At 59.7% G+C, this 19,995-nt stretch carries 22 protein-coding genes; 8 read left to right on the top strand and 14 right to left on the bottom strand.

The genetic code is table 11. The features are described from left to right. The first annotated feature begins 83 nt into the window (after nucleotides 1–83). Nucleotides 84–914 carry a tetratricopeptide repeat protein gene (locus AC13Q5_RS31550; protein ID WP_488504331.1) on the top strand — a complete coding sequence of 277 codons (831 nt, stop codon included), beginning with the start codon at nucleotides 84–86 and terminating at the stop codon, nucleotides 912–914. Between the two features lie 93 nt (nucleotides 915–1,007). Here the strand turns inward: AC13Q5_RS31550 and AC13Q5_RS31545 are convergent, their stop codons facing one another. The 10 genes from AC13Q5_RS31545 to AC13Q5_RS31500 form a co-directional block, all read right to left on the bottom strand. Beyond that, nucleotides 1,008–1,652, bottom strand: coding sequence for a LysE family translocator (locus AC13Q5_RS31545; protein WP_349957130.1), 645 nt, complete (start codon nucleotides 1,650–1,652; stop codon nucleotides 1,008–1,010). 123 nt (nucleotides 1,653–1,775) lie between these two features. Then, nucleotides 1,776–2,753: a type II secretion system F family protein gene (locus AC13Q5_RS31540; protein WP_457880923.1), complete on the bottom strand. Its 978-nt coding sequence runs from the start codon at nucleotides 2,751–2,753 to the stop codon at nucleotides 1,776–1,778. A gap of 21 nt (nucleotides 2,754–2,774) precedes the next feature. Further along, nucleotides 2,775–3,782 carry a type II secretion system F family protein gene (locus AC13Q5_RS31535; protein WP_075856371.1) on the bottom strand — a complete coding sequence of 336 codons (1,008 nt, stop codon included), beginning with the start codon at nucleotides 3,780–3,782 and terminating at the stop codon, nucleotides 2,775–2,777. 8 nt (nucleotides 3,783–3,790) lie between these two features. Then, nucleotides 3,791–5,275 carry a TadA family conjugal transfer-associated ATPase gene (locus AC13Q5_RS31530; protein WP_075856372.1) on the bottom strand — a complete coding sequence of 495 codons (1,485 nt, stop codon included), beginning with the start codon at nucleotides 5,273–5,275 and terminating at the stop codon, nucleotides 3,791–3,793. A 79-nt stretch (nucleotides 5,276–5,354) separates the two neighbouring features. After that, the gene (locus AC13Q5_RS31525) at nucleotides 5,355–6,626 is read right to left on the bottom strand and encodes a CpaE/TadZ family protein (protein WP_075856373.1); all 1,272 of its coding nucleotides are present in this window, start codon (nucleotides 6,624–6,626) and stop codon (nucleotides 5,355–5,357) included. Nucleotides 6,627–6,663: 37 nt separating this feature from the next. Then, nucleotides 6,664–7,401 (bottom strand): CpaD family pilus assembly protein, encoded by a 738-nt coding sequence (locus tag AC13Q5_RS31520; protein ID WP_075856374.1) that lies wholly within the window; start codon nucleotides 7,399–7,401, stop codon nucleotides 6,664–6,666. A gap of 55 nt (nucleotides 7,402–7,456) precedes the next feature. After that, complete coding sequence (locus AC13Q5_RS31515) at nucleotides 7,457–8,962, bottom strand: type II and III secretion system protein family protein (RefSeq protein ID WP_488504330.1); 1,506 nt, start codon at nucleotides 8,960–8,962, stop codon at nucleotides 7,457–7,459. A gap of 14 nt (nucleotides 8,963–8,976) precedes the next feature. After that, nucleotides 8,977–9,792 (bottom strand): Flp pilus assembly protein CpaB, encoded by an 816-nt coding sequence (gene cpaB / locus AC13Q5_RS31510; RefSeq protein ID WP_075856376.1) that lies wholly within the window; start codon nucleotides 9,790–9,792, stop codon nucleotides 8,977–8,979. Between the two features lie 163 nt (nucleotides 9,793–9,955). Next, entirely contained in the window at nucleotides 9,956–10,468 is a 513-nt protein-coding gene (locus AC13Q5_RS31505) for an A24 family peptidase (RefSeq protein WP_457880930.1), read from the bottom strand. A gap of 93 nt (nucleotides 10,469–10,561) precedes the next feature. Next, entirely contained in the window at nucleotides 10,562–10,744 is a 183-nt protein-coding gene (locus tag AC13Q5_RS31500; protein ID WP_075856378.1) for a Flp family type IVb pilin, read from the bottom strand. A gap of 403 nt (nucleotides 10,745–11,147) precedes the next feature. Between AC13Q5_RS31500 and AC13Q5_RS31495 the strand changes: the two genes are divergently transcribed. The 7 genes from AC13Q5_RS31495 (at nucleotide 11,148) to AC13Q5_RS31465 (ending at nucleotide 16,665) form a co-directional block, all read left to right on the top strand. Further along, entirely contained in the window at nucleotides 11,148–11,576 is a 429-nt protein-coding gene (locus AC13Q5_RS31495; RefSeq protein WP_075856379.1) for a pilus assembly protein N-terminal domain-containing protein, read from the top strand. Nucleotides 11,577–11,730: 154 nt separating this feature from the next. Then, entirely contained in the window at nucleotides 11,731–12,351 is a 621-nt protein-coding gene (locus AC13Q5_RS31490; RefSeq protein WP_488504329.1) for a TadE/TadG family type IV pilus assembly protein, read from the top strand. 14 nt (nucleotides 12,352–12,365) lie between these two features. Next, nucleotides 12,366–12,938: a TadE/TadG family type IV pilus assembly protein gene (locus AC13Q5_RS31485; RefSeq protein ID WP_075856479.1), complete on the top strand. Its 573-nt coding sequence runs from the start codon at nucleotides 12,366–12,368 to the stop codon at nucleotides 12,936–12,938. Between the two features lie 138 nt (nucleotides 12,939–13,076). Then, nucleotides 13,077–14,297 (top strand): phosphopentomutase, encoded by a 1,221-nt coding sequence (locus AC13Q5_RS31480; protein WP_488504328.1) that lies wholly within the window; start codon nucleotides 13,077–13,079, stop codon nucleotides 14,295–14,297. Next, nucleotides 14,294–15,262, top strand: a complete 969-nt coding sequence (locus AC13Q5_RS31475; RefSeq protein ID WP_488504327.1) for an adenosine deaminase — start codon at nucleotides 14,294–14,296, stop codon at nucleotides 15,260–15,262. Before AC13Q5_RS31480 ends, AC13Q5_RS31475 begins: the two co-directional genes overlap by 4 nt. A gap of 121 nt (nucleotides 15,263–15,383) precedes the next feature. Beyond that, entirely contained in the window at nucleotides 15,384–16,013 is a 630-nt protein-coding gene (upp, locus tag AC13Q5_RS31470; protein ID WP_015338410.1) for a uracil phosphoribosyltransferase, read from the top strand. A gap of 127 nt (nucleotides 16,014–16,140) precedes the next feature. After that, nucleotides 16,141–16,665 (top strand): TIGR02281 family clan AA aspartic protease, encoded by a 525-nt coding sequence (locus AC13Q5_RS31465; protein WP_075856383.1) that lies wholly within the window; start codon nucleotides 16,141–16,143, stop codon nucleotides 16,663–16,665. Between the two features lie 52 nt (nucleotides 16,666–16,717). On the opposite strand, the gene deoA is transcribed toward AC13Q5_RS31465, so the two are convergent. The 4 genes from deoA to AC13Q5_RS31445 are packed head-to-tail and all read right to left on the bottom strand — an operon-like array spanning nucleotide 16,718 to nucleotide 19,994. After that, a complete protein-coding gene (gene deoA / locus AC13Q5_RS31460) occupies nucleotides 16,718–18,025 on the bottom strand; it encodes a thymidine phosphorylase (protein ID WP_488504326.1) in 1,308 nt (435 codons plus the stop codon). Between the two features lie 3 nt (nucleotides 18,026–18,028). Beyond that, nucleotides 18,029–18,802, bottom strand: a complete 774-nt coding sequence (gene deoC / locus AC13Q5_RS31455) for a deoxyribose-phosphate aldolase (protein WP_488504325.1) — start codon at nucleotides 18,800–18,802, stop codon at nucleotides 18,029–18,031. After that, nucleotides 18,799–19,605 (bottom strand): purine-nucleoside phosphorylase, encoded by an 807-nt coding sequence (locus AC13Q5_RS31450; protein ID WP_488504324.1) that lies wholly within the window; start codon nucleotides 19,603–19,605, stop codon nucleotides 18,799–18,801. Before AC13Q5_RS31450 ends, deoC begins: the two co-directional genes overlap by 4 nt. Further along, on the bottom strand, nucleotides 19,602–19,994 hold the full coding sequence (locus tag AC13Q5_RS31445) for a cytidine deaminase (RefSeq protein WP_075856387.1): 393 nt from the start codon (nucleotides 19,992–19,994) through the stop codon (nucleotides 19,602–19,604). Before AC13Q5_RS31445 ends, AC13Q5_RS31450 begins: the two co-directional genes overlap by 4 nt. Between the last annotated feature and the right edge of the window lies 1 nt (nucleotide 19,995).

The raw sequence follows: 19,995 nt of genomic DNA, 5'->3' as shown, positions 1-19,995 counted from the left end.
CTGGAGCGAACATTGCGTCGAACCTTTCCCTGTTCCGATTCTAGGCCTGGCGCAAGACTATAAGGAATTCAGGGATAAGCGACATGCCCGCCGTCTCAACTTCGTCTTCATTCAGAACCATTCTTTTCCGGGGAGTTTCAGCCGCGCTTCTGGCGCTTGCGCTCGCAAGCTGCTCGACGACCGGAAAAGACCGGATTACGACGGGCTCGATTCCGAAGACATCGCAATCTCTCGATACGATGAACAGCACTGCTCTGGCGCAGGCAACCGCGACGTATGGCAAGGCCTATGACGCCAATCCCAAGGATCGCGATGCCGGCGTCAACTACGCCAATGCGCTGCGCATGAGCGGCCGCAACGACCAGGCGCTTGCCGTCATGCAGCAGGTGGCGATCGCCAATCCGAGCGATCGCGGCGTGCTTGCGGCCTATGGCAAGGCGCAGGCGTCAGCAGGGCAGCTCGACGAAGCGCTCTCGACCATCGACCGCGCACAGCTGCCGGACCGGCCTGACTGGCGGCTGGTTTCGGCGCAGGGCGCGATCCTCGATCAGCTCGGACGCTCCACCGATGCTCGGGCCAAATATCGCGATGCCCTTGTGCTGGCCCCGAACGAGCCGACGATCCTTTCCAATCTCGGCATGTCCTATGTGCTGACCGGCGATCTCAAGAATGCGGAAAACTATCTCCGCACCGCCGTGTCCCAACCGGGTGCCGATAGCCGCGTACGCCAGAATCTGGCGCTCGTCGTCGGCCTGCAGGGCCGCTTTGCGGAAGCTGAACAAATCGCCCGCCAGGAACTGACGCCGCAACAGGCAAACGCCAACGTCGCCTATCTGCGCGGCATGCTGGCACAGCAAAATTCCTGGCAGAAGCTTGCCGCCAGCGGCGACACCAGGAAAATAGCCCAGCAATAGAGCAGGAGAGCCGTCACGGCTTTCCCGCGCAGCTTTCGAAAACGGAAATCATCCGCCAATCGGTTCAGGCAAACGCCCGGCAACCACAGCCGTTTAGCGCCAGATGTGGCGCGGCAGCCCCTCGGCGACAAGCCGAGCGCCGAGCGCGCCCATCACAACACCGGCCACCCGATCTATCCATAACTTCGCACCGAGATAGATTGCGCGCGGCCGGTTCGAAGAAAAGGCCATCGTTACCACCGTGTACCAGCCCACCTCGACCAGGAAGACCGCGGGCGGAACCGTAAACAGCAGCCAGGGAGCCGGAGCCGCCGGCAGAAGTGCGGCAAAGATACTGCCGTAGAAAATCGCCGTCTTCGGATTGCTGAGCTGCGTGCCGAGCGCAAAGAGGAAATTACGCATCACACCGCCTGCAGCCGGCGTCGCAGGCGTATCGATGGGAAGATCGTCTGCGGCGCCGCGCCAGATGCGGATGCCGATATAGATCAGATAGAGACCACCGGCGACCTTCAGCGCCAGATACAGCCATTCGACTTTCATCAGCAATGCGCTCAAGCCGAACAGGGCCAAGGTCGCGAAAATGACGCTGCCCGTTCCCATGCCGAAGGCCGCGGCAAGGCCTGCCTTGCGCGAGCGGGAAACAGCGATGCGCGAAACGAGCACGAAGCTCGGGCCAGGGCTCACCGCGCCGATGAAGACCGCTGCGATGACGCTGAAAAATATTGCCAAGGATGACATGCGAGACCTCCCAAGATGGTCGACACGAACGCCCGGCGCCTTTCGGAAACGATGCGCCTGACGCCAATCGGCGACATTGCATGGAAGATAATCATGCCCGCATGCCGCGAGCAAGTCGGTGGCTCAGAATTTGTCCATTGCCTGAATGATCGCCGGGCCGAGAATGACCGCCATCAGGACCGGCAGGAAGAAGACGATCATCGGTACGGTGAGCTTTGGCGGCAGCGCAGCCGCCTTCTTTTCCGCCTCGTTCATGCGCTCGTCGCGGCCTTCCTGCGCCATGACGCGCAAAGCCTGCGAGAGCGGCGTGCCATAGCGTTCGGCCTGGATGAGCGCCTGCGTAACCGATTTGACGAGCTCGATCTGCGTACGGGCAGCGAGATTGTCAAAGGCGGTGCGGCGATCCTGCAGGAAGGAAAGCTCGGCCGTGGTCAGCACCATCTCCTCGGCGAGCGCCGGGGATTGCTCCGCCATTTCCTCGGACACGCGATGCATGCCAGCCTCGATGGATATGCCAGACTCCACGCAGATCAACATCAGGTCGAGAGCATCCGGCCAGGCGCGCTTGATCGATTTCTGGCGCTTGGTCACCAGATTGGAGATATAGATGTTCGGCGCGTAGAAGCCCAGATAGGCGAAACCGATGACACCAAGCAGACGGATCGGCAGGGGCTTTGCGGCAAACCAGCCGAGAACGAAGACAACGACGATCGCAACCGCCAGAAACAGGAAGGGCAGCAGGAATCGCGCCACCAGGAACATGTTGAGCGCATTTTCCGAGCGCAGGCCGGCAGACCGCAAGCGATTGACGGTATTGGCATCGACAAGCGCATTGCGCAGGTTGAACCGCTCGACGATCTGTCTGACGTTTCGATTGTTGTGGCTGCGTAGCGATGCCTTGCCACCATCGGCGCTGAGCCGCGCGCGCTCGCGGGCGCGAATCTGTTCGCGCTCCGTCGACACGGCCTTCATGCGCTTGCTGAGATCTCCGCGCTCCAGCAGCGGTATCGCGATCGTATAGAAGGTCGCGAAGACGGCAATGGCGACCACAACGGCAAGAAGGGTGCCGGGATCGGTCAAATTGGCAGCCAGATCGGACATGGGCTACGCGGCTCCTTCCGCTCAGATCTCGAAATTGACCATGTTGCGCATGATGAAGATGCCGATCGACATCCAAATGGCGGCTGCAATCAAGATCAGATGGCCGCGCGGATCGGTGAACAGGATCAACATGTATTGCGGCGACGTCAGATAGACGAGCAGCATCACGATGAAGGGCAGAGCGCCGATGATGACGGCGGATGCCTTGGCCTCCATCGACAATGCCTTGACCTTTGCCTTCATCTTCTTGCGCTCGCGCAGCACCTTCGAGAGGTTGCCCAAAGCTTCCGACAGGTTACCGCCCGCCTGGGCCTGAATGGCGATGACGATCGAGAAGAAATTTACTTCCTGGAGCGGCATATGGTTTGAGATGCGTGCGCAGGCATCTGACATGCTAAGACCGACCTGCTGCGCTTCGACCACCCGCCGAAACTCCGTCTTGACCGGCTCCCGCGCCTCGCCAGCGACCAACCGCACTGCATCGTTGAGCGGCAGGCCCGAGCGAAGCGAGCGCGTGATGACATCAAGTGCGTTCGGAAACTCTTCGAGAAACTTGCTTTGCCGGCGCTTGATGAGGAAGCCGATGACCCAGCGCGGCAGGCCGAAGGCGGACGCAAAGAACATTCCCAAAATGACGAGAGGCGGCGCACCAACGATGAAAAAAACCAACATGACGAAAAGGCCGAAGAGCACGCTGAAGATGTAGAAGCGAGACGGCGTCAACGACAGGCCGGCCTGCGCCAGACGTGCCTTCAGCGACTGCTTCTTCTTCGTGTTTTCGGACTGACGCCGCTCCAGATCTTTCAGCGTATCCTGCACCGATTTGCGCCGTTTGGACATTTCCTGGACGCGATCACGCGCAGCCTTGACCTTGACGCGGTCGGTTTCGGCCTGCTTGACCCGGTTGACCCGGCCTTGCGCCTTCTTCTGTGTTTCGATCCGCGAATAGAGAATGCCGTAGCAGACCGCGGCGGCGGAAACCGCCGTCAGCAGGACAATCAACAGCACTATCGGATCGATACCAAACATCGTAAACCCTATTGCGCCTTCTGTTCCATCTCATCGAGGGCGGCTGCCAGGCGCCGTTCCTCGTTATAGTAGCGGGCACGATCCCAGAAATGCGGCTTGCCGATGCCGGTGGAGACGTGCCGTCCAATGAGCCGGCCGTTCGCATCTTCTCCCTCGATCTCGTAGCGCATCAGATCCTGGGTGATGATCACATCACCTTCCATGCCGATCACCTCGGTGATCTGGGTGATACGGCGCGAACCGTCACGCAGGCGGGCAGCCTGAATGACGACGTCGACGGAGCTGGAGATGATCTCACGCACCGTCTTGGCCGGCAGGCTGAAACCGCCCATGGCGATCATCGATTCCATGCGGCTCAGGCATTCGCGCGGCGTATTGGCGTGGATCGTGCCCATGGAACCGTCGTGACCCGTGTTCATCGCCTGCAACAGGTCGAAAACCTCAGGCCCGCGCACTTCGCCGACGATGATGCGTTCGGGGCGCATACGCAGGCAGTTCTTGACGAGATCGCGCATGGTGATCTCGCCCTCGCCTTCGATGTTGGGCGGGCGGGTTTCAAGACGCACGACATGCGGCTGCTGCAGTTGCAGTTCGGCGGTGTCTTCGCAGGTGATAACGCGTTCGTCGCGGTCGATATAGTTGGTCAAGCAGTTCAGAAGCGTTGTCTTGCCCGAGCCCGTGCCGCCTGAAATGACGACGTTGCATCGCACGCGGCCGATGATCTGTAGCAGGGTCGCGCCTTCCGGCGTGATGGCGCCGAAGCGGACGAGCTGATCGAGCGTCAGCTTGTCCTTCTTGAACTTACGAATGGTGAGCGCCGGCCCGTCGATCGCTAGCGGCGGTGCGATGACGTTGACACGCGAACCGTCGGGCAGGCGCGCATCGCAGATGGGGCTGGATTCATCGACGCGGCGGCCGACCTGGCTGACGATGCGCTGGCAAATGGAAAGGAGCTGGGAATTGTCGCGAAAGCGGATTTCGGATTCGACGGTCTTGCCGCCGACTTCGATGAAGGTCTGGCCGGCGCCGTTGACCATGATATCGGCAATGTCGTCACGGGCGAGCAGCGGCTCCAACGGGCCATAGCCAAGCACGTCGTTGCAGATATCCTCGAGCAGCTCCTCCTGCTCGGAGATCGACATCGCGAAATTCTTGATTGTGATGATATCGTTGACGATATCGCGAATTTCCTCGCGCGCGGCCTCGTTGCCGAGCTTGGAGAGCTGCGACAGGTCGATCGTATCGATGAGTGCGGAGAAGACCTGCGATTTCGTATCGTAATATTCTTCGGTACGCGCTGTGCGACGCCGGCTGGGCGTCTGCATCGACGGCGGAGCGACCTGCTGACGCGGCTGAGCGGCATCACGCGACGGCTCTATAAGCACGGCCGGCGCCGTTGGCCCACCTGCAGGAGTGGGAGCACGCGCCGGTGCCGGCGGAGGCATTGCGCCGCCGCTCTTTGCAGGACCTTCACTTCCGCGCTTGCCAAACATGTCTTCGATCCAATTCTACTGCTGCTGCATGGCCTTCATGAAAGATCGACCTTTCGAAAGTCCATGCGAAATCATAGGGTTACTTTCGCTTCAAAAGACCAAGCAAACCGCCCTTTCTTGCCTTCTTCAAAGCAACACGCCCGGTGACGATGTGCGATATCTGCGAGAAGGTTTCCGCGATCGGCGACTTCGGATCAGTCTCGGAGATCATCTGCCCACTGTTGGCGGCATTGCCGAAAAGGTTGATGTCAAAAGGTATGATGGCGATCGGGTCCGTCTCCAACGGCGCGCAGAATTCCGCAGGATTGATCTCTGGGCGCTTCGGCATGCCGACCTGATTGAGAATGAGGTGCGGCGCCTTGTCGTTGGGCCGCAGCTTGCGCAGAGCATCGATCAGGTTCTTGGCGTTGCGCAGATTGGCGAGATCAGGCGCGGCGCAAATGACGACCTCGTCTACGGCGCCGAGCACCGAGCGTGTCCACTCCGTCCAGACGTGGGGCACATCGAGGACCGCCACCGGCGCGCTGCGCTGGAGAACGTCGAGCACCGGCAGGAAAGCCTGCCCTTCGAAATCATAAGCGCGGTCCAGCATCGAAGGGGCCGCCAGCAGCGACAGATGCTGCGAGCATTTGGTCAGCAACCGGTCGAGGAAGACTTCGTCGAGGCGCTCCGGCGCATAGACGGCTTCGGCAATCCCCTGGGCGGGGTCCTGGTCGAAATCGATATTGGCGGTGCCGTAGGGCAGATCGAGATCGGCAAGGATGGTTTCGGTCGAAAAGAGGCTGGAAATTCCGAAAGCGCAATTATGGGCGATGGTGGATGCACCCACCCCGCCCTTGGCGCCGATGAAAGCAATGCTGCGGCCCAGAGGCTCGGCATCGGGATCGATGAAGATCGACGCCATCGCCGTCATCAGATCGACCATATCGGTCGGCTGCACGATATATTCGGAGATGCCGTTGCGGATGAGTTCGCGGTAAAGACCGATGTCGTTGTGATAGCCGACAATGATGACCTTGGTGCTCGGATCGCAGACCGCGGCGAGCGGCTCGAGTTCCGCCAGCAGGCCGCGTGGATTGGCGCGCGTCTCCAGAATGATCAGATTCGGGGTCGGCGCCGAGGCGAACATGTTCGCCGCAGCCGCAACGCCGCCGCTGGTGATCCGGAGGCTCACCCTGGACATGCGCCGATCGTTGGCGCACTGGTCCATCACCTGCTGCAGCTGCTCGCTTTCACAGAAGGCATGTATGGAAATACGCGGCAGCGGCCGCAAATTGTCGAGATTGCCCGCGCGCGCGACCTCCTCCGCTTCCGCGGGAGTCGAGCCGATATCGTATTCGATGGCGTTCATGATTTCATCCCGTTGCGCCGACGCGTGAGTCCCATGATCATTGGCTAGTGCCGCCGAAACCGCCGAGCGTAGCGGTACTCGTGGGAACCGAGCCGTTGCGGTAGTTGTCGATCACCTTGCTGCGCTGATCGGTATCGATCGGCGATACAGCCCTGGGTGAGATCAAATCCGTCGGATTGGCGACCTGCGCCGCCAGGTTACGCTGCGTCGCACAGCCGAAATTGTAGTAGTTCTGATTGTCGAAGGCGTTGTCGGAAAGATCATTCGGCCATTGGCCGCAGCTGTTGGTAAGAGCCGTCGTGGCTGTGAAACGCAGGCGGATCGGAGCTGCATCGCCCGGGTCGCCGGCCCCATAGTAGCTGTCGACGATGCGGGCCGACGGGATGCCGTTCGCAACCAGCTCTCTGCGGATTTGCTGACGCAACGTAGATGCCGCCAACGAATTCATCGATCCCCTGGGTGCAAGGATTTCGACCGTACCGCTCGCATGAGCTCGATAATCCTGGACAAATCCGCGGACGGTATCGCGCATTCCCGTCGTCAGACGACGGTCGCTGGCGGCAACCGGGATGTCGAGATTGTGTTCCTTCTCCGTCAACACGATCGGATGACGCTGCCGATAATCGTCGTTGATGGCGCTGGTCGTCATGCGATCACGTGAATCGGCGCAGCCGCTGATGGCGGCAGCCGTCAGGATCAGGACCGGTGCGATCAGAGCCAGCCGGGAGAAACGGGGCCGGCCGATGCGAGGCGCATTACGTTCGGGGCTGGCCATTTTTAGATCTCTCGTTAATCCGGTTAAAAAGGCGCGCTTCATGGTCGGTGTCCCCTCACTTGTAGATGAAGCCGACAGTGCCGTGGAAATCGGCATCGGCGACCGGCGGCCCGTCCTTGCGGCCGTAGATCTTGTTGACACGATTCATGAAGAAGCCGCTGATATCGTTGCTCGGCGAGAAATTGTCGTCAGGGCGGGCAAGCTGGCTGCGGGCGACCGGACGCACCAGATAAGGTGTCGCGATGATGACCAGCTCGGTTTCGTCGCGCTGAAAGCTCTTCTGGCGGAACAGCGCGCCAAGGATTGGAATCTTCGAGGCACCCGGCGTACCGTTGGTGGTCTGCTGAATGGTATCGCTCAAGAGACCGGCCAAAGCGATTGAGCCGCCGGACGGCAACTCCACCGAAGTATCAGCGGCGCGCTGGTTGTAGGTTGCCGTGCCGGCGTTAGCCGTGCCAACCGGATTGGAAACCTGGGTCTGTACATGCAGGGCGATTCGTCCAGCGGACAACACAACAGGCGTGAAGGCCAAACTGATGCCATAGGTGAAGGGTGTGACCGTGACACTCCCGTCCTTGTTCGTGACGGCGTATAGGGTCTGGCCGCCCGAATTGAAGGTCGCGGCCTGGCCGGAGATCGCCGTCAACGTCGGCTCAGCCAGCGTACGGACGGCGCCAGCCTGCTCAAGAGCATTGAGATAAGTACTGATACTGTATTTGCCGATGGCGGTTTTGAACAAGCTTGCAAGACCACCGCCGCCGGTTGCCGCCGTCCCATCCGAGACAGGACTGCCGAGTTGGGCGACCGACAGGCCAGAGGAGTTGCTGACAAGGTTGTCGAAGCCGATCTGTTTCAGCACGCTGCGCTTGATTTCGGCGACGGTCACCTTGAGCGTTACCTGATCTTCGCCTTCGATCTGCAACATGTTGACGATCTGTGACGTCTGCCGCGCTTCGGCGAAGATGGCGACCGCATTGTTGTCGCCGCTGCCCGAGGCAGTCTGGTTTCTGGTCGTCGCTTCGCCGCCTTTGAGGAAAGCCTGTGCAAGCTGCTCGGCGCGTGTCGCATCCTGCGGCGTACGCACCGTACCGGTCATGACGATGTTGTCGGAAACGATCTCGACGTTGATATCGGAGTCCGGAATGAAGCGTTTGAGGTTGGCCTGCAGGCCGGCAATGTCGCGCTCGATCTGGAGATCGAGGCTGACGATCTCCTTGCCGTCGGCGCCGAAGATGAAGATGTTGGTCTGGCCGACCGTCTTGCCGAAAAGGTAGATGCGGCGCGAGGTCCGCGTCACCGCATCCGCCATCTTGGGATCGGAGACAAGGATGTCGTGGGCATCGGCCGGCAGATCGACGACGAGCGCCTTGTTGAGACCAAGCTTCAATGTGCGCTTCGTGCCAAGGCCGGCTATCGTGACGATGCTGTCTGAGCCGCCCGCAAAAGCGGTGGGCATGCGCAGAAAGGCCGGGACATCTGCCAAGGGCAGGCCGGCGAAGGCAACCGAGAAGGAGAGGCTCACGGCAAGGGGGAGGCTGGCTTTCTTGCTTGTCTTTAACATGGTCTCGCCCCTTCTCACTGCGGTTTCGGCCCGCTTGGGCCGTCGGTCACGATCGCTCCCGATTTGATGACCTGGATCATGCTGCCGCCATTGTCGCCGGCCAGCAAATAGTCGGCCGCTGTCGTATCGGGCTGCTGCGCGTCAGCAACGGAGCGCAATGCCAGCGTGAGGCGATCGGCCATCTGATGCGCGACGGCCAGGACCTTCGTCTGGTCCGGCGTCAGCTCCAGCGTCGCCGTTGCGCCGACGACGGCCTTGCTTCCGTCCTGCTTTTCCTCGATCTGCTGATCGACAGCCAGCACGCGAACGTTGCTGAGCACGGTTTCGGTGACGAGTTGCTGCTGCGAACCCTTGCGCACCATGATGACATCGACACGGTCATTCGGAAGGATGAAACCGCCCGCGCCGGTAGCGACGGAAATCTCGGTGGCGACGGCCCGCTTGCCTGCCGGCAGCAATGAGGAAAGGATACGGCTGTTGGAATCGGCGACCTTTTCCTCGCGGATCGGCTCACCCTCGAATATGGGTAGGCGAACAACCGCGCCGGTCATATCCTTCAGCGCACCGGGCCGCTCGCGTTCGGTGATTAAGCCTTTGACGATGCCGCTTTCCGGCCAGGGCATCCAATGGATCGATTGTTCATTCAGACGCGAACCGACCGGCAGATTGGCACCGGCAACGAGGACATTGATCGTTGCCTCCTTCTCCACCACCGCCGCAATCTGCTGGGGAACGATATCGCGCGAACCAGCCAGACGCATCGCGAGCAGACCGGCCATCCCGGCCGCGACGGCTGCCACTGCGAGTATCATTATGCGAGCGGGTTTCATGGTCATTCCTTGAGGAACAGGATTCTTCGCCCTGCAGAATGACCGGCAATTGGTGTAATTATGGTTAATGGGAGGTTACATTTATTGTTACTTAACCATGATTACTTGATGTATATTAGAAATTATATATGTTTGAGTTTAATTTTACTCGACAGCTTCCGGCTCAAGACATGCTGTGCGTCGCCGCGATCAAAAGCGGGGAAGAGGGAAAGGCCATAATGCCGCCGATGGCGATGGCAATGCCGTAGGGGATTTTTTTTGCAACCAACAATGAATTCGGCAATGGAAGCCCGATTGCCATGATGCTCGTCGCTTGCGAGCGAAGCAGAACGATCAGAAACGTGACCATGCCGCCGATAAACGCGACATAGGCGAGGAATTCCACCAGCGACGCATCAAAGCCGAACCAAAGTGTTGCAGCAGCTAAAAGCTTCGCGTCGCCTCCGCCCATCACATTTAATGCGAAAAGGGCAAAGCAGGCCAGGAAGACGGCTATGGCGCCGACGAAATGCATGCCGATCTCTACGAACGGCAGGCCGAAAACCGGCGCGAGCACCAGAAATGCGAGTGCAAGTACCAAAGAAACACGATTGGGTATCGTCATGGTTAGCAGATCAGAGATCGCTGCGATCGACATGCAAAGTGGAAAAATTAGCAATGTCGCGACTTCAAGCATGACGTTGTTCCAATTTCTCGTACCAGAAGATAAAACCGCCCATTTTACTGGGCGGTTTCCGGGATAAACATACCGTGTCGGTAGTTTTTCCGATCAGTGCGCGACCGAAGCAGTGTTCATCTTGGTCGAGATATTCTGGAAGGTCGTGCTCAGCGTGTTACCCAGGGTGGTTGCACCGGTGATGATGGCAACCGAGATCAGGGCAGCGATCAGGCCGTATTCAATTGCGGTTGCGCCCGACTCATCCTTCAGGAAGCGCGAAAAAAGCTTGGACATTAATTTAACTCCACTTTGTTGACAGCACGTCCGCCAACTGTTGCCGTTGATCGGATGAGTTGCACGGTAGCTTCCCGCCGTTTCCATCGCTTTAAAGAATTAGGTTAATGTGCTGTAAATACAGAGGCGAAAATAGAATAGTTAATGTGATCTCCATGTTATTCCGTACGTTTTTAAAGAAAATCTTTAGCTGAATAGAAATTATTAGATGTATGAATATTAGCGCGATATACGATTTGGGTCGAAACAATACATGATCTGCGCAATCAGGTGGCGATGAAGGTCTGCGTGGGACACCTGCACCATAATTGCATGGCGGTAGACGACCTTAATCGTTCATTCACCATTCTTTCTCATTCTATCCAGAAATTCTTTCCACTATCGCTTTCCAAGAGGCCAAATCATGCCAATCGGCGGCAGAACAGCATTCCTTGCCGGCATTGTCGCCATGGCCGGCATGATGCCGCAGCTTTCACACGCTGCCGGAGAAAGCATGCTGCGCGTCTATATGGATCACGCGCGCGTATTGAAGCTTGATCGCCCCGTCAGCAAGGTCATCGTCGGCAACTCGCAAGTCGCCGACGCGACGGTCGCCGATCCGAAAACCATTGTGCTGACCGGCCGCAGCTTCGGCACGACAAACATCATCCTGCTCGACGCCGACGGCAATGCCATCGTGGACGAGCAGATTCTTGTGTCGATCGACGAAGGCAATACAGTGCGCGTTTTCCGCCAGACGGATCGCGCCGTACTGTCGTGCACGCCCAATTGCGAACAGCATGCCCAGCAGAATAATACGACAACGACCCCAACGGCTGCTGCCGGACAATAACTACATTCGATAACGCGAATATTCTAAAGTACTTTCAAAGAATTGTGCAGCAAACGATAATCCTAGTTTCCTCTAAATATGAAGAGAGAAGAGAAACGGATTATCAAGGAAGCAATTCTAGTGTCGTCCGCGTGTAAATCGCCGCGGGCTTCCCATGACGCCAGACAATATCCTTCACGCGAATACAGGCCCTGCACGGCGAAGTGCCCGCGGCAGCTTGCGTGAATTCGTGCGCTCCCGGGACGGGACAGCAGCAATCGAATTTGCCTTGCTTGCAATCCCCTATTTTCTGATTGTCTTTGCGATCATCGAAACCTTCGTCGCCTTTACTGCGGAACAGGTCGTTTCAAACGCTGTCGATGCTCTCGCGCGCCAGATCAGGACGGGCCAGATTACAGCAGCCAACACGACTTCACAGCAATTCCGGCAGTCATTCTGCAACGAGATTGCCGTACTGATCACCTGCTCGTCGACTGAAGTCGCAACACCGGCGAACCTCTACCTCGATGTGGAGAGCTATTCGAGTTTCGCGTCCATGCCGACGACGATCCCGCGCAAGTCGTCGACCGATCCTTATTCCGATCTCAGCACCACCGGGTTCACTTTTACGCCCGGCGGCGCCAAGTCGCTGAACATGGTGCGCGCCTATTATCGCTGGCAGATCATAACGGACCTGCTGCGCCCCTATCTCACCAACGTGCATCCAACCGACGGCTCGGCGTCAGTCTATCTCATCGTCGCAACCGCGGCCTTTCAGAACGAGAATTATCCGTGAGCGGCCTCAAGAGCATGACCGGGAAAGAAAGTACGCGCGTCGGTATCCTGAGACGCTTCGCTCGTGACGAACGCGGTGTCGGCGCGATCGAATTCGCCATTCTTTTTCCCGTCCTGCTGATGCTCTATCTCGGTGCCTTCGAGCTTACCGTCGGCCTGAACGCCTCGAAACGTGCCAGCCGTTCTGCGGGTTCGATTGCGGACATCATCTCGCAGCAATCGTCGGTCACCAAGTCCGTGCTCGCGACGATGCCTTCCGTTGCCGGCGCGATCTTTGCGCCCTATAGCACGACCGGACTGACACTGAAGATCAGCGGCATTGCGATCGACACCACAGGCAAGGCGACCATCGCCTGGTCCTGGGCACAGGACGGAACCACGCCCTACACGGCTGGCTCGACCGTTACGGTGCCGGCCAACATGAATCAGGCGAGCACTTTCCTCGTCCGCAGCGAGCTTGCCCTTCCCTATCAGCTCATGAGCTTCGGCGCCAATTTCCTGCCAAGCGGCACCAGCCAGATCACCATCAGCCGGCAATATTACTACCGACAGCGCGTCGGCAATTCGATCAGCTGCAGCGATTGCTGAGAGCCCGATCGGCGAAACCGTAGCTGAAGCGCTGCTCCAAAACGGAAAATTGCCAAGTCGATGCCTCCGTTATATGGGTGACGTCCTATACCTCGGAAGACCTCCCCGGGGGACGACGACATTCTTATCGGGTGATCTATGGCGCGCGCCTTTCTCTTGGTTCTGGATTCTTTCGGTGTCGGCGGCGGCCCGGATGCGGCAAGCTATGGCGATGAGGGTGCCGATACGCTTGGCCATATCGCCGAGTTCTGCGCCGCCGGCGCTGCCGACCGCGACGGCCTGCGCCAAGGCCCTCTTACCCTGCCGGTCATGTCCGGCCTCGGTCTGCTGGAGATCGCCAAAGCGGCAACGGGCAGCTATCCCGCCGGCATGCCTTTGCCGGAAAAGCTATATGGCCTTTATGGCTGTGCGAACGAAACCTCCCGCGGCAAGGATACGCCATCGGGTCATTGGGAGATCGCCGGCACGCCCGTTATGTTCGACTGGGGTTACTTTCCGGCCGAGGGTGATGCCTTCCCGCCGGAGCTGGTGAAGGCGATCTGCGAGGCAGCCGATTTGCCCGGCATTCTCGGCAATTGCCATGCCTCGGGCACGGATATCATTGCAAGATTGGGTGAAGAACACATCCGCAGCGGCAAGCCCATCTGCTACACCTCGTCCGATTCCGTCTTCCAGATCGCCGCGCACGAGCAGCATTTCGGCCTCGACCGGCTGATCGGCCTCTGCAAGATCGTGCGGACCCTTCTCGATTCCTACAATATCGGCCGCGTCATCGCCCGCCCCTTCATCGGCGAGACGGTGGCGACCTTCGAGCGCACCGGCAACCGCCGCGATTTCTCGGTGCTACCGCCGGAACCGACGCTTCTCGACCGCCTGGTCAAGGCCGAACGCACGGTGCATGCCGTCGGCAAGATCGGTGATATCTTTGCCCATCAGGGTATTTCCAGGGTCATCAAGGCCAATGGCAACATGGCGCTGATGGATGCGACGCTGAAGGCCATGGACGAGGCCGAGGATGGCGATCTGGTCTTCACCAATTTCGTCGATTTCGACATGCTCTATGGTCATCGCCGCGACGTGCCGGGCTATGCCGCAGCGCTCGAAGCCTTCGATGCGCGCCTGCCTGAGGTACATAAGAAGCTGAAGGCCGGCGATCTCGTCATTCTGACGGCCGACCATGGGTGTGATCCCACGTGGCGCGGCACGGACCACACGCGCGAGCGCGTGCCCGTCATGGCTTACGGACCAGGCATTCGCTCCCGTTCTATCGGCGTCCAGCAGACCTATGCCGATATCGGTGAGACGGTCGCGAAACATTTGGGAATTGCGGCCGGGCCGCACGGGAGGAGTTTCCTTTGACATCGCATTTGAAGAAAGTGGAGCTGCACTGCCATCTGGAGGGCGCAGCCCCGCCGGCATTGACGCTGGCGCAGGCAGAGAAATACGGCGTCGATACCAGCGTCTTCCTGAAGGACGGCGTTTATCTCTGGAACGATTTTGCCGAATTCCTCGTCTGCTACGACAAGGTTTCCGAGGTCTATCGCACCGAGGAAGACTATGCGCTGCTGACGGAAACCTATCTGGAAGAGCTTGCCGGCATCGGCACGATCTATAGCGAGCTCATCGTTTCGCCCGACCATGGCGACCGCATCGGCCTCGGCGCCGACGCCTATATGGTGGGTGTTTCGGCCGGTATCCGTGCCGCCAAGGCAAAGACCGGCATCGAGGCACGACTCATCGTGACGGGCGAACGCCATTTCGGTCCGGACCGCGTGGTGAAGGCAGCGGAATATGCCGCCAAGAGCGACAATGCGCTGATAACAGGCTTCAACATGGCCGGCGAAGAGCGCATGGGCCGCGTTGCCGATTATGCCCGCGCCTTCGACATCGCCCGGGAGGCCGGCCTCGGCATCACCATCCATGCCGGCGAGGTCTGCGGCGCCTTTTCCGTCGCCGATGCCGTCGAGCTGGTGCGCCCTGATCGTATCGGCCATGGCGTGCGCGCCATCGAGGATACGGATCTCGTCAAGCGCCTTGCCGATCTCGGCACCGTGCTGGAGGTCTGCCCTGGCTCCAACATCGCACTCAAGGTCTTCCCGGACTTCCACTCGCATCCGCTGCGCAAGCTGCGCGATGCCGGCGTAAAGGTCACGATCAATTCCGACGATCCGCCGTTCTTCCACACCTCACTGAAGCGCGAGTATGAGCTGGCCTCGACAGCCTTCGGCTTTAGCGACGACGAGATCAATGCGATGACGCGCACGGCAATCGAAGCGGCCTTTGTGGACGAGCCGACACGAGCAGCATTGCTTGCGAAGCTGTAAAACGAGGATTTTGGCCGCAGATTGGGGATGAAATCTGCCAAAGCGGCCTATTTTCTTGCACCAGAGGCGATTTCCGTGGAAGAACCATCTCATATCACGGAATTACTGGAAGGCTGAAACCATGGACGGCGTCACTGTCATCGATCACCCGCTTGTGCAGCACAAGCTCACAATCATGCGCAAGAAGGACACGTCGACGGGAAGCTTCCGCCGGCTGCTGCGCGAGATCTCGACGCTGCTCTGTTACGAAGTGACGCGCGACCTCGAACTGACGATCGAGACCATCGAAACGCCGCTGCAGCCGATGGATGCGCCGATCCTCGAAGGCAAGAAGCTGGTCTTCGCCTCGATCCTGCGCGCCGGCAACGGCCTGCTCGAAGGTATGCTCGATCTCGTGCCCTCGGCCCGCGTCTCGCATATCGGCGTCTATCGCGATCATGAAACGCTGCAGCCGGTTGAATATTACTTCAAGGCGCCCGAGGATATCTCCGAACGCCTCATCATCGTCGTCGACCCGATGCTGGCGACCGGCAATTCCTCGATCGCCGCGATCGAAAAGCTGAAGGAGCGCGGCGCGCACAATATCCGCTTCCTCTGCCTGCTGGCTGCTCCCGAAGGCATCGCCAACTTCCGCAAGGCGCATCCGGACGTGCCGGTCTTTACCGCAGCCATCGACAGCCATCTGAACGAGAAGGGCTACATCGTGCCCGGCCTCGGCGACGCCGGCGACCGCATGTACGGCACCAAGTAACGTCCAGAATTATACTTTTTATCGAGCCCAGCAGTTATTCAACTGCCGGGCTTTTTATTGATTGCATTAGCGGCATTTCAGCAAAGCTGGCCTATAGATGGCATGGCCCGCTGGAGGGGCTTTGCCGATGCTCGTTCGCGTTCTTGTCTTTGCCGGTATTATTGCCGCTGCGGCGACCCAGGTGCCGATGCTGGTGAATAGCTATGGCGGGTACGCCGCAAAGCCTGCACCGGTCGAAGCAGTTTCTCTTGCACCGCCAAAGGTGGAGGCAGCTATTTCCTATGGCAGCGTTCAGCTGCGCGCCAATGCAGGCGGCCACTATGAGGGTGATTTCACCATCAACGGCCGGTCCGTACACGGGATGATCGATACCGGCGCAACCTATGTGGCGATGAACGAGAGCACTGCGCGCAGTCTCGGTTTCAGCGGCGTCGATCTCGACTATCGCTACACGGTCCAAACCGCGAATGGCACTTCCAAAGTCGCCTACATCAAACTCGACCGTCTGGAGATCGGCACGATCCGGGTTCGCGATGTCGACGCCGTGGTGGCAAAGGACAGCGCACTAAGCACGACGCTGATCGGCATGAGCTTCATGAAGAAACTGAATTCCTATGGCGTGCAGAATGGCACCCTGCTTCTGAAGCAATAAGACGACGCATCTCACGCGACTGCCAAGCGGCCCTAACACTGCCGCCTTCAGATCAAATCCTGCTGACAATGACAGGTGAGAGAGCAGGCGCCGTATCCGCGATGCGATAGTTAGCCGACAAATCGGCCGTAGCCTTCCGCGCACTTGCCTCGTCCGCCGCATGAACGATGGCGATGCGGTCGCCCCTGCTGATCTTCGTGCCGAGCGGCAGAATATCGCTGAACCCGACGCGATGATCGATCTTGTCCTGCGGACGCCGGCGGCCACCACCGAGATCGATCACGCTCATGCCAATTCCGCGCGCATCGCAGGCACCGAGCCAGCCATCGGCGACGGCCAGAACCGGCTTCTGCACCGGCGCGCTCGCCAGATAGCGATCGGGATGTTCGAGCAGATCGACCGGCCCGCCAAGTGCATGCACCATGCGGCCGAAGATCTCTGCCGCCTTGCCGGAAGCCAAAGCCTCACGCGCCCTGCTCTCCGCCTCGGCGGCATTCGCGGCGATGCCGGCCTGAACCAGCATTTCGGATGCGAAGGCTAGAACGACTGTTTCGAGGCGTGTGCCTGCCTTGTTACCCTTCAGGAAGTCGAGGCAATTTTGAAGTTCGACCACGTTGCCGGCGGCATCGGCCAACGGCTCGTTCATGTCGGTGATCAGCGCCAAGGTCTTGACCCCGCCGCCATTGGCTACCTCTACCAGCGAACGCGCCAACGTTTCAGCTTCCTCCAACGACGTCATGAAGGCGCCGCTGCCGATCTTCACGTCCAGCACCAACGTTTCCAGCCCTGCGGCCAGCTTCTTCGACAGGATGGAGGCAGTAATCAAGGGTACGGAGTCAACCGTCGCAGTCACATCACGAACCGCATAGAGCTTGCCATCGGCTGGCGCCAGCGCGCCGGTCTGGCCGATAATGGCGCAACCGATCTCGTCGACCACCTTGCGGAACCGTGCCGCATCCGGCGTAATTCCATAGCCGGGAATGGATTCCAGTTTGTCGAGCGTGCCGCCGGTGTGGCCGAGGCCACGGCCCGAGATCATCGGCACGGCGAGACCGCAGGCGGCTGCGATCGGCGCCAGCATCAGCGAGACATTGTCGCCGACGCCGCCCGTCGAATGCTTGTCGGCGATCGGCTTGTCGATCCCCTTCCAGGACAAGATATCGCCAGAGCGGGCCATGGCGAGCGTCAGGGCCACGGTCTCCTCCCGTGTCATGCCGCGAAACCAGACGGCCATGGCAAAGGCGCCGATCTGGCTTTCAGCCAGTTCGCCACGGCCCAATGCGCCGATAAATGCATCGATATCGGCGACCGAAAGGATCGCGCCGTTACGCTTCTGCCGGATGATCTCCTGCGGGATCATGGGTCAGTAGCCTGAAGACGCCGTCTTGGACTCGCCGCCGGCCAATACGTTCAGAATGTCGTCGAGCAGGCTCGAGGCACCGAAACGGAAGGTCGAGGGCATGGCCCAATCGGGCGCCATGATGGTCTCGGCAAGGCTCAGATAAAGAGCCGCATCAGCAACCGAACCGATGCCGCCGGCGGGCTTGAAACCGACCTTGCGGCCACTGGCGCGGATCGCCCGCAGCATGATGTCGGCAGCCTCGAGCGTCGCGTTAACGGCGACCTTGCCCGTAGAGGTCTTGATGAAATCGGAGCCGGCGTCGATCGCAAGTTCCGACGCACGCCGGATCAGCGTGGTATCCTTGAGCTCACCGGTTTCGAGGATGGTCTTCAGGAGAACCGTGCCTGTGCATTCAGCGCGGATGGCCGCGACCATATCGGTGACTGCCTGCTCATTGCCGGCCAGAAAGGTGCGATAGGGAATGACGAGATCTATCTCGTCGGCGCCGTCGGCAATGGCTTCACGCGCTTCGGCAGCGACATCGGCCACCTCCATGTCGCCGCCTGGGAAGTTCACCACGGTCGCGATCTTCACGGCGTGATCGGCACCGAGAATGCCGCGCGCCTGGGCGACGAAACGCGGCCAGATACAGATGGCGGCGGTATTGCCATAGGGCGATTGCGCGCGGGCGCACAGCGCCTCGATCTGAGCCGGCGTGCAGTCGTCCTTGAGATTGGTCAGGTCGAGAAGGGAAAGCGCAACAGCTGCCGTTTCTCTCAGGGAATGGCCCGTCATTCTGGGTCTCCTTCGTCCGCGATCATTTCTTTCAGGATAGCGGCGAGGCGTGCGCCGCCGACCGGAGCCATGTCCTTCGTCTCGTCATGCGAGAGCTCGCCACCGGTCATGCCAGCACCATAGTTAGTGATGACGGAAGCAGCGGCAACCCTTAAATCGAAAAGCCGCGCCAGGATGACTTCCGGCACCGTCGACATGCCGACGGCATCGGCGCCCAGGATTCGCGCCATGCGGATCTCTGCCGGCGTTTCGAAGCTCGGGCCGGAAAACCACATATAGACGCCGTGTGACAGCTTGATCTCGGCCTTTTCCGCCGCCTTGCGCATGCGCATGATCAGATCGATGTCATAGGCGCTCGTCATGCCGACGAAGCGCCTGTCGCTTTCCTCGCCGATCAGCGGGTTCATGCCGGAATAGTTGATATGATCGGTGATCTGCATCACCGAGCCCGGGGCCATCTCTTCTCGCAGCGATCCGGCCGAGTTCGTCAGGATCAGCGTGTCGACGCCGAGAGCCTTCAGGGTCTCGATCGGCTCGCGCATGGCATTGGCGTCACCCTTTTCGTAATAATGCACCCGGCCGGACAACATGATGACCGGGACATCGCCGAGCTTGCCTGCGACCAGCGTGCCGGCATGGCCGGAAACCGCGCTGACCGGGAAGCCGGGCAGATCGGTATAGGGAATACGCAGGGCATCTTTGACCTCGTCCACGAGAGAGCCGAGGCCGGAACCCAGGATGATACCGTAGCGCGGCTTCAGTTCGCCGAGCTTCTCGGTGAGGATATCGACGGCCGCGCTCATCCGAGCACCTCCGTTTCGAAGCTGAATGGCAGCATCTCGTCCATGGTCATGGTCTTCTTCACGCCGGTTTCGTCGCAAAGATAGATCCGCGTTCCCTTATCTGCAAATTCGGCGATCTTCTGCCGACAGCCGCCGCAAGGCGGGCAAAGCGGCAGCTTCTCGGCGATGACGGCCATTTCGACGATCTTCTTGGCGCCGGCCATGATCATGTGGCTGATCGCGGTCGGTTCGGCGCACCAGCCCTGCGGGAAGGACAGGTTCTCGATATTGGCGCCGGTGTATATCTTGCCGTCCTCGGCACGGATCGCCGCGCCGACCGGAAATTTCGAATAAGGAGCATGGGCAAAGGCCATCGCGCCGCGAGCGGCCTCGAACAGATCATGCGACATG

This window comes from Martinezella sp. CNPSo 3964 (assembly GCF_057784375.1).
The sequence above is the reverse complement of the archived record's forward strand: the minus strand, read 5'-3'. Positions and strand labels throughout refer to the sequence as shown.

Coding starts and splice junctions, on each gene's coding strand:
- AC13Q5_RS31515 (WP_488504330.1), bottom strand. CDS start 8,962: ATGTTAAAGACAAGCAAGAAAGCCAGCCTCCCCCTTGCCGTGAGCCTC.
- deoA (WP_488504326.1), bottom strand. CDS start 18,025: ATGATCCCGCAGGAGATCATCCGGCAGAAGCGTAACGGCGCGATCCTT.
- deoC (WP_488504325.1), bottom strand. CDS start 18,802: ATGACGGGCCATTCCCTGAGAGAAACGGCAGCTGTTGCGCTTTCCCTT.
- AC13Q5_RS31540 (WP_457880923.1), bottom strand. CDS start 2,753: ATGTCCGATCTGGCTGCCAATTTGACCGATCCCGGCACCCTTCTTGCC.
- AC13Q5_RS31445 (WP_075856387.1), bottom strand. CDS start 19,994: ATGTCGCATGATCTGTTCGAGGCCGCTCGCGGCGCGATGGCCTTTGCC.
- AC13Q5_RS31500 (WP_075856378.1), bottom strand. CDS start 10,744: ATGTCCAAGCTTTTTTCGCGCTTCCTGAAGGATGAGTCGGGCGCAACC.
- AC13Q5_RS31525 (WP_075856373.1), bottom strand. CDS start 6,626: ATGAACGCCATCGAATACGATATCGGCTCGACTCCCGCGGAAGCGGAG.
- AC13Q5_RS31550 (WP_488504331.1), top strand. CDS start 84: ATGCCCGCCGTCTCAACTTCGTCTTCATTCAGAACCATTCTTTTCCGG.
- AC13Q5_RS31465 (WP_075856383.1), top strand. CDS start 16,141: ATGCTCGTTCGCGTTCTTGTCTTTGCCGGTATTATTGCCGCTGCGGCG.
- AC13Q5_RS31520 (WP_075856374.1), bottom strand. CDS start 7,401: ATGGCCAGCCCCGAACGTAATGCGCCTCGCATCGGCCGGCCCCGTTTC.
- AC13Q5_RS31545 (WP_349957130.1), bottom strand. CDS start 1,652: ATGTCATCCTTGGCAATATTTTTCAGCGTCATCGCAGCGGTCTTCATC.
- AC13Q5_RS31495 (WP_075856379.1), top strand. CDS start 11,148: ATGCCAATCGGCGGCAGAACAGCATTCCTTGCCGGCATTGTCGCCATG.
- AC13Q5_RS31490 (WP_488504329.1), top strand. CDS start 11,731: ATGACGCCAGACAATATCCTTCACGCGAATACAGGCCCTGCACGGCGA.
- upp (WP_015338410.1), top strand. CDS start 15,384: ATGGACGGCGTCACTGTCATCGATCACCCGCTTGTGCAGCACAAGCTC.
- cpaB (WP_075856376.1), bottom strand. CDS start 9,792: ATGAAACCCGCTCGCATAATGATACTCGCAGTGGCAGCCGTCGCGGCC.
- AC13Q5_RS31450 (WP_488504324.1), bottom strand. CDS start 19,605: ATGAGCGCGGCCGTCGATATCCTCACCGAGAAGCTCGGCGAACTGAAG.
- AC13Q5_RS31530 (WP_075856372.1), bottom strand. CDS start 5,275: ATGTTTGGCAAGCGCGGAAGTGAAGGTCCTGCAAAGAGCGGCGGCGCA.
- AC13Q5_RS31480 (WP_488504328.1), top strand. CDS start 13,077: ATGGCGCGCGCCTTTCTCTTGGTTCTGGATTCTTTCGGTGTCGGCGGC.
- AC13Q5_RS31505 (WP_457880930.1), bottom strand. CDS start 10,468: ATGCTTGAAGTCGCGACATTGCTAATTTTTCCACTTTGCATGTCGATC.
- AC13Q5_RS31485 (WP_075856479.1), top strand. CDS start 12,366: ATGACCGGGAAAGAAAGTACGCGCGTCGGTATCCTGAGACGCTTCGCT.
- AC13Q5_RS31535 (WP_075856371.1), bottom strand. CDS start 3,782: ATGTTTGGTATCGATCCGATAGTGCTGTTGATTGTCCTGCTGACGGCG.